The sequence below is a fragment of the Bradyrhizobium sp. SZCCHNRI20481 genome, from assembly GCF_032485055.1.
Classification (GTDB): domain Bacteria; phylum Pseudomonadota; class Alphaproteobacteria; order Rhizobiales; family Xanthobacteraceae; genus Bradyrhizobium.
On sequence record NZ_JAUEUE010000012.1, the window covers coordinates 17,406 to 29,230 of the forward strand.

At 63.9% G+C, this 11,825-nt stretch carries 12 protein-coding genes; 2 read left to right on the forward strand and 10 right to left on the reverse strand.

Annotated features, from left to right (window positions below; all coding sequences use genetic code 11):
* The 8 genes from flgE to QX132_RS20065 form a co-directional block, all read right to left on the reverse strand.
* Positions 1 to 1,239 (reverse strand): flagellar hook protein FlgE, encoded by a 1,239-nt coding sequence (flgE, locus tag QX132_RS20030; RefSeq protein WP_315739745.1) that lies wholly within the window; start codon positions 1,237 to 1,239, stop codon positions 1 to 3.
* A 22-nt stretch (positions 1,240 to 1,261) separates the two neighbouring features.
* On the reverse strand, positions 1,262 to 1,927 hold the full coding sequence (locus QX132_RS20035; protein ID WP_316162594.1) for a flagellar hook assembly protein FlgD: 666 nt from the start codon (positions 1,925 to 1,927) through the stop codon (positions 1,262 to 1,264).
* A gap of 469 nt (positions 1,928 to 2,396) precedes the next feature.
* Entirely contained in the window at positions 2,397 to 2,669 is a 273-nt protein-coding gene (locus tag QX132_RS20040) for a hypothetical protein (protein WP_315739747.1), read from the reverse strand.
* A 232-nt stretch (positions 2,670 to 2,901) separates the two neighbouring features.
* A complete protein-coding gene (locus tag QX132_RS20045) occupies positions 2,902 to 3,327 on the reverse strand; it encodes a flagellar export chaperone FliS (protein WP_315739748.1) in 426 nt (141 codons plus the stop codon).
* Positions 3,327 to 5,042: a flagellar filament capping protein FliD gene (gene fliD / locus QX132_RS20050; RefSeq protein WP_315777624.1), complete on the reverse strand. Its 1,716-nt coding sequence runs from the start codon at positions 5,040 to 5,042 to the stop codon at positions 3,327 to 3,329. The genes QX132_RS20045 and fliD overlap by 1 nt, the downstream gene beginning before the upstream one ends.
* Positions 5,043 to 5,103: 61 nt before the next feature.
* Positions 5,104 to 5,928 carry a flagellin gene (locus tag QX132_RS20055; protein ID WP_315739750.1) on the reverse strand — a complete coding sequence of 275 codons (825 nt, stop codon included), beginning with the start codon at positions 5,926 to 5,928 and terminating at the stop codon, positions 5,104 to 5,106.
* 138 nt (positions 5,929 to 6,066) lie between these two features.
* Positions 6,067 to 6,771: an RNA polymerase sigma factor gene (locus QX132_RS20060; protein WP_315756401.1), complete on the reverse strand. Its 705-nt coding sequence runs from the start codon at positions 6,769 to 6,771 to the stop codon at positions 6,067 to 6,069.
* Positions 6,772 to 7,172: 401 nt separating this feature from the next.
* Positions 7,173 to 7,334 carry a hypothetical protein gene (locus QX132_RS20065; protein WP_316162597.1) on the reverse strand — a complete coding sequence of 54 codons (162 nt, stop codon included), beginning with the start codon at positions 7,332 to 7,334 and terminating at the stop codon, positions 7,173 to 7,175.
* 378 nt (positions 7,335 to 7,712) lie between these two features.
* On the opposite strand from QX132_RS20065, the gene QX132_RS20070 reads away from it, so the two are divergent.
* Together QX132_RS20070 and QX132_RS20075 are read left to right on the forward strand one after the other, a co-directional pair.
* The gene (locus tag QX132_RS20070) at positions 7,713 to 9,044 is read left to right on the forward strand and encodes a hypothetical protein (RefSeq protein ID WP_316162784.1); all 1,332 of its coding nucleotides are present in this window, start codon (positions 7,713 to 7,715) and stop codon (positions 9,042 to 9,044) included.
* An 18-nt stretch (positions 9,045 to 9,062) separates the two neighbouring features.
* Positions 9,063 to 9,788, forward strand: a complete 726-nt coding sequence (locus tag QX132_RS20075) for a formyltransferase family protein (RefSeq protein ID WP_316162598.1) — start codon at positions 9,063 to 9,065, stop codon at positions 9,786 to 9,788.
* A 1-nt stretch (position 9,789) separates the two neighbouring features.
* Here QX132_RS20075 and bluB read toward each other — a convergent pair whose 3' ends face one another.
* Together bluB and QX132_RS20085 are read right to left on the reverse strand one after the other, a co-directional pair.
* Positions 9,790 to 10,446, reverse strand: a complete 657-nt coding sequence (gene bluB / locus QX132_RS20080) for a 5,6-dimethylbenzimidazole synthase (RefSeq protein ID WP_315813743.1) — start codon at positions 10,444 to 10,446, stop codon at positions 9,790 to 9,792.
* Positions 10,443 to 11,783, reverse strand: coding sequence for a cobyrinate a,c-diamide synthase (locus QX132_RS20085; RefSeq protein WP_316162600.1), 1,341 nt, complete (start codon positions 11,781 to 11,783; stop codon positions 10,443 to 10,445). Before QX132_RS20085 ends, bluB begins: the two co-directional genes overlap by 4 nt.
* Positions 11,784 to 11,825 lie beyond the last annotated feature (42 nt).

Genomic DNA, 11,825 nt, shown 5'->3' on the forward strand with positions numbered 1-11,825 from the left:
CTACCTCATCGACGAGATCAGGGTGTCGTACATCTTGTTGACCGCCGAGATCACCTGCGATGCCGCCGAATAGGCCTGCTGAGCCGAGATCATATTGCTGAACTGGCCCGTGGTGTCGGTCGTACTCGACTCCAGCTCACTGCCGTAGATGGTTCCTGCACCATTCTCGCCGGACGCCTGCAGGGTCGCATTGCCCGACGTCGCCGTCGACGTGTACATGCCGCTGCTATGCGCCACGAGGCCATTGGGATCGGCGAAGGTCGCCACCGCGATCTTGTAGATCGGAACCGTCTGGCCGTTGGAATACGTCGCCTCGACGAGGCCGTTCTTGCCGACCGAAATGCTGCTCAGCGTACCGAAAGAGATGCCATCGGAATTGGCACTGAAATTGGAGACGCTCGGCGTCGTGCTGCCGGATGACAGCTGGGTCAGACCATCGGTGCCGCCGCCCGTCGTGCCGAAGCTGAGCGCGATCGAGCTGGCCGCCGCGCCGTTATTCCAGGTGATGCCGAGATTGGTCGAAGAGACCGTGCTCAGCGAGCCATCTGAGTTGAAATCGATTGTATAGGTGCCGCTCGTCACGGTGCCGTCCGACGCCGTGGCCGGCGCGAAATCGGCGGTCCATTCATTCGCCGTCGCCCCCTTGGTCCAGGTGACGTTGAGCGTGTGCGATTGCCCCAGCGAATCGTACACCGTCATCGAGCTGCTGAAGGTATCGCCGCTCGCGGCATCGGCCGGCAGGTTGGCGGCGAGCGACGTCTTGGTGGTCGCTCCACCATTCGTCAGCGCAACCTTGGTGTTAATCGATTCGAGCCCATTGCCGACCACGTTGCCGCTCGCATCGGTGCGCCAGCCTTCGAGATAATAGCCGTTGTTCTCGAGGTAGCCGGCATTGTCGGTGGTGAACGCGCCGTTGCGGGTGTAGAAGGTCTCGCCTCCGGCCGAAGTCGAGTTGGTCGCGACGAAGAAACCCGAGCCCTGGATTGCGACATCGGTCGCGTTGGTGGTGGCGGCCAGCAGCCCCTGCTGCGTGATATTGGCACGGCCGGAGACCGAGACGCCACCCGAGGAATAGGCTTTCGAGCTGCTTGATGCCGTCACCAGCTGCTCGAACAGGCCGGACGTGGTCTTGTATCCGGTCGTATCGGCGTTGGAGATGTTGTCGCTGATCATGGCGAGCGATGAACTCTGCGCGTTGAGCGCCGAGATCGCCGATGACAGGGCTCCAGAAAGACTCATGATTGTACTCCGAATGATGCCGTCAGGAGGTGACGCCGATAATGTTGCTGGCGCTGACAGGAATGCCGCCGACGGTGAGCGACGGCGTGCTGGTCGAGGTTTCGATGCCGGTTACGGTCCCGGTGATCGTCGTGTAGTTGAGAACCGAGGTGCCCGCGGAGTCAGTCGCCGTCACGGAGATCGTGTACTGGCCGCCGTCGCTGAGCTGATTGCCGCTGGAATCGGTGCCGTCCCAGGTGATCGAATTGGCGCCCTTGTTGCCGGTCCCGGTGCCGGTCCAGACCGTGCTTCCGGAGGAATCCTTGATCGATATCGAAACGTTCGATGCCGCCGACGAGAGAGAATAGCCGAAGGTCGCCGAGCCGTTCGACAGAACGGCGGTGTCACTCTTGGCCTCGACGGTGTGGCCGATGTAGTTCACCGAATTCAGCGTCACCAGGCTCGAGAACGAGCCGGCCAGCGAGGTCATGCTGCTGTTGAGCGACTGCTGCGAGGTGTAGTTGGCGTAGGACGTCATCTGGTTGATGAAGTCGGTCACGCTGGTCGCGTTGAGCGGATCTTGGTTCTGCAGTTCGCTCACCAGGAGCTGAAGAAAGTCGGTCGAGCTGAGCGTCGTACGCGATGTATCGCTGGATGATGAGGTCGATGAGGTGGTCGCGGTCGACGAACTCGCGGCGGAAACAGTCATGACGGAACTCCGGCTCGCGCCGCGAACGGCGGCGGGACACAGCACGACCACACGGTCGCGAAGGCGTTTGCTGATCAAACGGCCGGAGCGCCGAATCCAGGCGCACAATTAGTCGGTCGAATTAGTTGATCCGACGGCAGAATTTGCCGGCGCGCGGTTGCGCAGGGGCGGCAAAAATCGCCTGGTGCGGGGCCCCGCTCTGCATCGGCAGCGCGGCCTCGCGGCGCACTCGGCCGGTGGGCAGGACGAGACCAGCAGAGAGTATGGACGGCGCGACCAGGTCAGATCGGCTGCACCCGTCGCGTCATCTCCGCGCCACGGCTCGCGTCGTCGCACTCGGGCGCCCCCGATTCATGCGCAAACGAGCTCGACAAATTGAGGGAGATGGCAGCGGTGATGGTGTTGCGGTTCCGGCGCCCACGGCCCAACCGGCCGAAGCGCAGTCGCCCAAGCTCGGCCCTGGCGGAGCTCAGCCGGGCTGGTGGGCGTCAGCCGGGGCGGTTGACGCTTCCTCTTGGGTCAGGCGGTTGGCCGCAGCAAGGATACGCGACGTCAAGCCCGCGGGTGCACGAACCGGCGGCGACGACAGCGCCTCACGAACAAGACGTGCCTCGGACAGCAATCGATCGGCTTCGGGAGAGGACGCAAGCAGATCAGCAGCCGATTGACGCTGCTCCGCTGGCCAGCGCGAGATGTCCTCACCCAGCCTGCCGATCAGATCCTCGAATTCCCTGACGTCCATCGTCCGCCCAATCCAGCGCTTCCGGCTTGGTCATAAAGCATTCAGCCCGCGAACGAAATTGATATCGGCAATTGTGACGATCGACCGCAACCGGACGCGGGAAATTCCGTATTTTTCGGGAGCCGTCTGCACGCAACGCCGCACTGGATACCGAAACGAGAGACAATGCAGCCCGTTTCTGATCGGTTTCCCAAGATTTCCGCAGTGCGGCAGGTGCCTGATTCGGACAGAGCTACCGACGGTTGGCCGAATCACCGGCTGCTCGCTTTCCCCGGGCTGCCGCATCGACAGCCTCCCACGCCTCCCGCAGCTCCAGCAAACTTTGAGTGATCCGCTGGAAATTCTCGCGCATGTGAGGTCGACCGTAGGCCCGCAGCGCGGCCACGATCAGGGCGTTGTAGGTTCCGAACAGCTGGTCGGCGACCGGCCCGCCGCGCGTTGGATCAAGGTGAAGGCTCAATCCGCGCAGGATGGCGGTCGCCCGGGTCACATGGATGTGCCCCTCCTCGAAGCGGCGGGCCTCCTGCGCCTGCAGCGACTTCTGCAAGCTCAGCATCGCTCCGTTGAGCAGCATGATGACGGCCCGGAGCGGCGGAACGGCCACCGCAGCACCGCGATAGGCCTGACTTGCGAATTGCGCCATCGAATTTTGGGTCATCAGTTACTCGAACTCGCGTTGAGAAGGGCTTTTAGATAAGTGAGCGTGTTGTTGGCGCTCTCGATGGCGGCCTGATATTTGGCGTATTGCGCCGTGAGCTGAGTCTGGAACGTGGCGGCCGAGCTCTTGATGTCATCGACCTTGGCCTGCATCGTCTCGTCCTGCGAGGTCAGATTGTCGATCAGCGTCTGCAGCGATCCCGTGCTGGACGATGCGGTCTTGGCGATCTGGTAGATCTGGGTTGCAAGCCCCTGTGTGGAGGTCACGGTGACCGATTGCGACGTCGAGCCGGTGTAGGTGAAGGCCATCCCGGCATAGATCGTCCCGGAATTGCCCACGATCGTGTTGCCGCTGACCGTGAACAGCGAGCTGTCGCCGCCGACCGACGCGGTCGTGAGCGTCCCCGACGAGTCCACAGTCAGATCCAGGGTGAACGACTGCGGCGACGATCCGGTATTGACTACGCTGAGCTGGCTCGACGAGGTCTTGGTCTGCGCCGACAACAACGTCGTCACGCCGCTCAGATTGGTGCTGAGGATCGTCGACAGCGTGCCAGTATCGAGCTCGAGTTCGTTCTTCTCGTTGAACGACAGGCCCAGGTCCGCCATCGTCAGCCCGCCGACCGAGGTTCCGAGCACGGCCTGGAGCGAATTCATGATGTCGCGCATGGTGCCGTCGCCGAACAGGACGGAGCTCGAGGACGCCGTCCCGTCCGAATTGGTGGTCTGCTGCGCGATGACGGCATCGCGGAATGCGTTGTAGTCGGTGACGAATGTCTGCAATGCCGACGAGATCTGGCTCGTGTCCGTCCCGATGGTGACAGTCAGCGTCGTTCCGGACGGAGTCGCCTGCAGCAGATCAAAGGTGACGCCGCTGAGAACGTCGGTGATGTCGTTGGTGTTGCGCGTCAGGCTGATCCCATCGAGCGTGAATTCCGCCTCCTGCGCCGTCTGCAGCACGGTCGTGAAGGCACCCGAGCTGTCGGTCACGCCAAGCTTGTTGAGCACGTCGTCGCCGGACGAGCTGGCATAGGTGATGTCAGCGGAATCCTGGGTCCCCGTCAGCACCAGCTGATACGACCCGCTCGATACCTGGACGATCGACGCCTCGACATTGGTCGTAGAGGTCTGGGCATTGATCGCGTCGACGACATCCTGCAGCGACATGCCGCTGGTGATGGTGATGTCGGCCGTGCTGCCGCCGGATAGGCCGAGCGAGAACGTGCCGGAATAGCCGAGTGCCGCGGTCTGGCTCGACTGCGTCGTGCCTGTCACCTTGTGTGCGGTGGCGATCTGGCCGATCGTCAGCGTGTGGCTGCCGGTCGCAGCACCGTTGCTCACCGACATCGACAGAGCCGATGAGGCGCTGACGTCGCCGGTCGCGCTGATGGTGGCCGCCCGCGTGGCGAAGGCGTTGGTCGCAAGCGAGTTCACCATCGACGTCGCCAGTGACGACAATCCCGAGGACAGCGTCTTCAGCGCGGTCTGCAGCGTCTGGTAGGCCGTGATCTTGGCCTCATTGGCCGTGATCTTGGTCGAGATCTGGGTCGCCTGGGTGAGCTTGGCATTGACCGCGGATTCGATCAGCGCAGTCCAGTCGATCGTGCTCGTCGTGCTCGTTCCCGACGTCGTGAGCGAGCTGCTCGAACTCGTCGATGATGAGGAAGAAGACGACGTCGTGCCGCTCGTGCTCGAGGTTGCGCTGCTCACCGTCATCTATCGTCGTCCTCCGAGGGAAGGGCCGGACCGGCGTGGCGCCGGCCCGGCAGATCACAACTCAGCCCAGCAGCTTCAGGAGGTACTGCGGGATCTGGTTGGCGGCGGCTTCCGCCGACACCGCGGCCTGGGTCTTCACCTGCGCCGACGACAGTTTCGCCTGCTCCGACGCGATGTCGACGTCCTTGATCGCGGAGTTGGCCGATTGCAGGTTCTGCGTCTGCGTGGAGATCGAGTCCGCCGAGAAGTTGAAGCGCGATTCCTGCGCGCCGATGTCGGCGCGGGCCTTCGACACGGTGTCGATCGCGGTGTCGAGAGCGGTCAAGGCTGCGGTCGCGCCGGTCTGGGTGCTGACGTCGAGCGACGAGACGCCGAGCGTGCTCGCGGTGAGATCCGACAGCGTGATGTTGATGGTGTCGGACGCGGACGAGCCGACCAGGACCGAGACGCCCGACGAGAAGGTGCTGGTGCCGTCGAGCAGGCTCTGGCCGCTATAGCGCGTTCCGGTCGCGATCGACGAAATTTCGCTGATCAGCTGCGAGAATTCCGACTGGATGTAGGTGCGGCTGGTTCCGACCGTGGTGCCCGATGCGGACTCTGAGGCCAGCGACTTCATGCGCGCCAGGATGTCGCTGATGTTGGACGCGCCGCCATCCGCTGTCTGCAGGATCGACGTCGCCTGCGCCGCGTTGGTCGCAGCCTGCTGCAGCGTGGTGATGTCCGACGAGATGCGCGTGGAAATGGCGAGACCGGCCGCGTCGTCCGAGGCTGACGTGATGCGCGAACCGCTCGACAGCTTGGCGAGCGAGCTCGTCTCCTGGTTGGAGTTGATGTTCAGGTAACGGACGGCGGAGTTGGCGGCGATGTTGGTGGAAATTGCGGGCACGGTGAGGACTCCTGAGTGATCGGCAAAGCACGCCGCATCGTGGAAGGACTGACGGTGCGGATCGGCCCCGTCTGACCGATCAAACGGAAGCGCCTGCGGGATTCAGGCGGGATTTCTCCTGCGCCGAGAATTTTATGGTTAGCAATCCGTGAAGGCGCCGCGAATGTCGCGCTCGTGACGCCGCAGCATGTCGCGCAGTTGCTGGCGTCCCCGCTTCAACAGGGACTCCACGGCGGCCACTGTCGTGTCCATCACCTCGGCGATCTCGCCGTTGCTCATGTTCTCGTGATACGACAGGATCACGGCGATCCGTTGCTGCTCCGGAAGCCGCTGCATCGCCCCCTCCAGGAGGACGCTGAGCTCCGCACGCTCGATGACGCTCACTGCATCCGGCTTGCCGTCCGCAACCTCGGGTACCACGTCGACATTCTCGGTCCGCGGCTTGCGGCGGATGTCGATGCAGCGGTTGCTGACGACGCGATAGAGCCAGGTCGAGAATTTGGCGCGACCGTGCTGCCACCGCCCCCGGTGAGTCCAGACCTTCAACATCGTGTCCTGCACGACGTCCTCGGCGTCGGCGGCATTGCCGACGATGCGCAACGCAATCGCATAGGCGCGATCGATGTGGCGCTCGACGAGAAGACGAAATGCGAGCTCCTCTCCGGTGGCGAGCCGGTCGAGCAGGTCCTTGTCCTCGTCGAAGACCGCGGTCTCGCCTGGCGGCGCGGAGTCGGGAACCGTGCTGGCCGACTCGCTCGACGACAGCGCCGCGACGTCCGGGGACCCCGGCTCTTTCGAAGATATGCCATCGGCCGGGGCCCAGACGTCCAGCGCGTAGCTCATTTCCGAATCTCCAACCCGCAATGCCGAATGCGGCATTCGCAGACGGCTTCCGATCGTTGAACGCGGCGACCGAAAGAAGCAGGCGAAGATTTTTTGTGACTTTTCAGGTAGTTAGATGGAATGTTTTGCCTAGGGACAGGCAAATTCTGCCGCACGCGGATCGAGCGCCCGACGATCGTTGAGAAAGAGAGGCCGAGGTTCGGCATGGCGGGGGATTCATTCCAGAAGACGAATTCAGCAGAAAACGCGAGCTGCAACGCTTACTAACAGCATCCGTGGATGCATACCGCGCACACAAAGTCCGCGGCTGAGCAAGGTTCGGAATTGTTGCGAAACGATCATCTTCGCCCGGCAATTTTTTCCGAATCACCTCGACGAAATTATCGCATTTTTCGACTCTGTCAGTTGCCGCGGACGCGATTTTTGAATCGCGTGACGATTTTTTCGACATTGCGCGCCTGATCCATCGCCTTCGTACGTTGTAGTTGCTGATAGCACGATAGATGAAGCGATCGACGCGCTGCGTCGCGCGCCGCCGACGCGCGCGCGTAGATGGCCATCATGTCTATAGCGTCAACGAATGTTGCTGAATGTTTCGATCTGCATCGAGGCTCCAGAGCGTCACCGCACGCGATATATCCGGTGTGAAGCTCGTGATCCGCACTGCGACTTCGTTTACGAGACCAATCGTCCGCTTCGGCCTTGATAAGGCGCATCAGATCGAAGTGATTGCGAATACTTCTGCTCGCGCAGCCACGGTGTTTGTCATCTGTTGCAGCCTCGAGCAGCGCGCCCGGCAACATTGCGAAACGAAGCTCGCGTTTTCCGTGTCGAAAGCCCGGTCTTACTCGCATTGTCGCAAGACACCGACGCAAGCGCATGAGCGATCGACGCGCCTGATTGGCCGACGTGATCCGTTCTATTGTGCGGGAGGGCCCGGCATGACGCGACAAGATCTGAAGACCAACGACCACGACCCGGTGCAAAGCCTGCGCGCTCACGGCGTCAGGCTCGGTCAGCGGCAAGGTGATCGTCTGCAATGGCTGTCGCGAACATTCGGGCCGGTGGTTCACTGCGATGACCTTCCACGGCCTGGCCGTGGCCGCACTATCGTCCTGATCGACCCGCCAACGGGCGCCGGGGCGGAGCTGCTGTACGGCGCGCTGACCTCGCATGACGCCGTGGTGATCCCCTTCGGCGAAAACCCCGCGTTCGATTTCCTGAAATCCAAGTTGACCGAGTTCGGTACCGTCGGCACCTCAGCCGACGGTCCGCACGAATTATGGTGGGGCGGCCGCGACTGGCCTGCGCCGGACGCAGCACCGGCAACTGCGATGCGTGTCGTGTCCTGCCATCCAACGACGGTCGGCGACTTGCACGTCTATCATCTCAGACGCTCGTTGCAGCGGCTCGGGCTCCCATTCGACATCGAGGCGATCGATCGCCGCCCCGGCGAACGCCTGAGCGCTGCGGACAAGGCCGACTTCATCGCGCGGATGTGGCAGCGGAATCGCGAACCGCTGTTGTACGTCGAGGCCGACGTGATGTTCCAAGCACCTCCGGACCTTCCTCATCTGGCAGGCTGCGACTTCGCCGTCCATAAGTGGAACGGCTGGGAGATGTCGCCGCGCACCCTCTATTTCGGCCGGTCCAAGGCGGCCGGGACAATGCTGACGACCTGGCGTGAGATCGCCTCTTCATATCCCGATATATGGGACGGCTATCAGATCGATCAGGCCTGGAGTGCGGTGAGCTCCCAGATCGCGCTCGACACGGTCTGGCTTCCCCGCAGCTACCATGCCGTCGCAGGGGAAGCCGGAGTCCGCAACGCGACGATCGTCCACAATCTGAAGCCGACAAAGGCTGATCTTGGTCTCGACCCGGACTTTTCCGAGGTGGCGCGGTCGCCCCGGCGGGCCGGGCGCGTCGGCGCGTTGGAGTCGCTGCTCGTGGTGCGCTCGAAAGTAAAATCCGGCAGAGGTATCACGGTGATCCTGCGCGACGTCGGACGCAGCAGCGCACGCGCCGCCGCTGACAGCATCGAGAAGCTGACCAGCGCCTTCGTCGCTGATTGCGGCGGCTTTGGCCGCCTCGAGCTCTCACTGTGCTCGTGGCAGCCGGAGGTTCGCATCGCGCGGGAGGCCGCTTTGCTGGCCGACAACATGGTGCTCGAGATCATCCCCGGTCAGGAGCTGCCGGCCAATTTGTTCGCCGCGACGGCCACCTCCGGAGCTGCGCACCGGCCCGCCACCTTCAACGCCCATCGCCGCTGACGCCAACCAGGACAAATCATGTTCGACACCATCATTCTTCTCACCGGCAGCCGCGACCAACAACTTGCGCTGTCGGAGCTGCTACGGGCGCACAACCCTGCCCTCGCATTCCGTTTCGCGGTCAGCCTGCAGGACATCGAAGCCATCGAACGCGATGTGCTCGGCAGATCCCGCCTGCTTGCCTTCACGACCGGCGTCATCGTGCCTGCCGACATCCTTCAGGCGCTCGGCCACGGCGCCTACAATTTTCATCCGGCCCCGCCGGATTATCCGGGCTGGGCGCCGGCTCATTTCGCGATGTACGACGGTGCGACGCGCTTCGGCGCAACGGCCCATGTGATGGAGACCCGTGTCGACTGCGGCCCGATCGTCGGTGTCGAGACGTTCGACATCCCGCGCGGCGTGGATGTCCGTGGTTTGGAACAGATGACGTTCGTGCGGCTCGCCTATTTGTTCTGGCGCATGTCGCGCGACCTCGCCTGCGACGCCGGCCCGCTGCCGGCGCTCGGCGTCGGTTGGAGCGGAGCGAAGAGCACCAGACAGATGTACGCCGCCAAGTGCGACATGCCCGCCGACATCGATCCGGCCGAAATGGCGCGCCGCATCCGCGCCTTTCACGACGACTTCCGCGGCATTCCACTGACCATCAACCTGCACGGCACACGGTTTCAGCTCATGAGCGCCGCGGGCGCTGTTGGCGAGCCAAGGACGGTTGACGCACCGGCGTTGGCGCTCGCATCGTGACCTAGCGCTTGAGCGGCTTGATCACTGTCTGGTCGAGCCGCGTTTCCCAGCCGTGACGTTCCAGTTCGGGATCGTCATGTTCCTCCTGCGGCCAGCCGACGCAGAGATACGCAATCAGGCTCCAGTCGGACGGCAACGCGAGTTCGCGACAGACAGCCGCCGGGTCCAGGATCGACACCCAGCCCACGCCGAGACCTTCGGCGCGCGCCGCCAGCCAGAACGTCTGGATCGCCGCCACCACCGAGTAGCGGAGCGTTTCCGGCATCGTGGCGCGGCCGAGCCGATGACCGGTGGCAGCGCCCTCGTCGGCACAGACGGCGAGATGGATCGGCGCCTGCGTCAAGCCTTCCAGTTTGAGACTCGCATAGAGCGCGCGTCGCTCTCCATCATAACCGGCGAGCGCGGCCTGGTTCGCGCGCTCGAAGTTCTCGATGACCGTCGCGCGACGTTCGGGGCTCTCGACGAGCACGAATCGCCAAGGCTGGCAGAAGCCAACCGATGGCGCATGGGACGCGAGCGCGAGCAACTGTTCGATCAGCTCTGGGGAGACCGGATCGGCGCGGAAACGGCGGACGTCGCGACGCCAGCGCACCAGCTCGGCAAAGCGCTGCCGGAATGTCGCGTCGAACTGCGGAGGGCTTCGGCCTGGCTCGCTCATGCGCCCTCCCCGCTCAGGACGTGCAGGAACGATCCGGTCACCGACCCGCGCCGGGCGCCGCGCTCGGCGACGACGCCGCCCGACGCATCGCGGCACGCGATCAGCGGATCGTCTGCCTCGCTCAGGATGGTTGCATAGTGGAATTCGTGACCGTGAACGACGGCGCCCCTTCGGCCGAGGCTGCAATCGGCCAATAGGGTCGCTTGACGGTAGCCGAGATGCAAGCGGCGTCGTGCGAACGAGGTTTCCAGCGACAGCAGCCCCGCCATCGCATGCCGGACACCGTGGGCATCTTCGAGTCCCGCCCCCAGTGTCATGTAGCCACCGCACTCGCCGTGGATCGGCACGCCGCGCAAGGCCATCGCGCGCAGCGCATCGAGGAACGACCGCGCCGAGGCCAACCGTCCCGCATGCAATTCGGGATAGCCGCCTGGCAGCCAGACCGCGTCGGCTGCGGGATCTGGAGCCTCGTCGTTCAACGGCGAAAACGGGATGGCCTCCGCGCCCTGAGCGCGCCAGTGCCGCAGGAGATGCGGATAACTGAACGAGAAGGCCGCATCTGCGGCAAGCGCAATGCGCTGTCCGGGCGGTTTGATGCCAGGGCCAGATGTCTGCGCAGCGAGATCGGTAGAGCGGATCGGATTCGCGAGACCCAGCAGCGCCTCGAGATCGACGGCTCCGGAGACGCTTGCCGCGAGACGCTCGAGATGGGCTTCGAGGGCCGTGATCTCCTGGGCCTGGACCAGTCCGAGATGACGTTCGGGAAATGTCAATTGCGCGTCCCGCGCCAGCGCGCCGAGCAGCCTGATTCCGATGGTCGCGAACGCCGGCTCGATGAGCGCCCTATGCCGCTCGCTCGCGACCCGATTGAGGATCACGCCGGCCACGTGAACATCGTCGCGAAAACGCGCGCAGCCGAGCGCGACGGCAGCGGCCGTCTCGGTCTGCCCACTCACATCGAGAACGAGCACCACCGGCCAGCCGGTCAGGGCTGCGAGACCCGCGGCCGAGCCGCTGCCCGCGCGTCCGGGATGCGACGCGCCATCGAACAGGCCCATGACGCCCTCGACGATGGCGATATCGGCGTCGGCGGCAACGTCGCGGACAAGCCCCAGCAGTTGCGGCGCCGACATCGCCCAGCTGTCGAGATTGTAGCTCGTCCGTCCTGCCGCAACCGTGTGAAAGGCGAGATCGATATAGTCGGGGCCACATTTGAAGGGTTGCACGCGCGTGCCGCGCCGGCTGAGGGCACGCAGCAGTCCGAGCGTCACCGTCGTCTTGCCGGCGCCCGAACGCGGCGCGGCGATGATGATCCCGCTGGGCGCCACCCTGGTCATGGCCGCAACGCCGCCGAGGCATGGCAAAACGTGCTATGCGAA

Coding starts and splice junctions, on each gene's coding strand:
- QX132_RS20075 (WP_316162598.1), top strand. CDS start 9,063: ATGTTCGACACCATCATTCTTCTCACCGGCAGCCGCGACCAACAACTT.
- QX132_RS20035 (WP_316162594.1), bottom strand. CDS start 1,927: ATGACTGTTTCCGCCGCGAGTTCGTCGACCGCGACCACCTCATCGACC.
- flgE (WP_315739745.1), bottom strand. CDS start 1,239: ATGAGTCTTTCTGGAGCCCTGTCATCGGCGATCTCGGCGCTCAACGCG.
- QX132_RS20040 (WP_315739747.1), bottom strand. CDS start 2,669: ATGGACGTCAGGGAATTCGAGGATCTGATCGGCAGGCTGGGTGAGGAC.
- bluB (WP_315813743.1), bottom strand. CDS start 10,446: ATGAGCGAGCCAGGCCGAAGCCCTCCGCAGTTCGACGCGACATTCCGG.
- QX132_RS20065 (WP_316162597.1), bottom strand. CDS start 7,334: ATGATGGCCATCTACGCGCGCGCGTCGGCGGCGCGCGACGCAGCGCGT.
- QX132_RS20085 (WP_316162600.1), bottom strand. CDS start 11,783: ATGACCAGGGTGGCGCCCAGCGGGATCATCATCGCCGCGCCGCGTTCG.
- QX132_RS20070 (WP_316162784.1), top strand. CDS start 7,713: ATGACGCGACAAGATCTGAAGACCAACGACCACGACCCGGTGCAAAGC.
- QX132_RS20045 (WP_315739748.1), bottom strand. CDS start 3,327: ATGACCCAAAATTCGATGGCGCAATTCGCAAGTCAGGCCTATCGCGGT.
- QX132_RS20060 (WP_315756401.1), bottom strand. CDS start 6,771: ATGAGCTACGCGCTGGACGTCTGGGCCCCGGCCGATGGCATATCTTCG.
- fliD (WP_315777624.1), bottom strand. CDS start 5,042: ATGACGGTGAGCAGCGCAACCTCGAGCACGAGCGGCACGACGTCGTCT.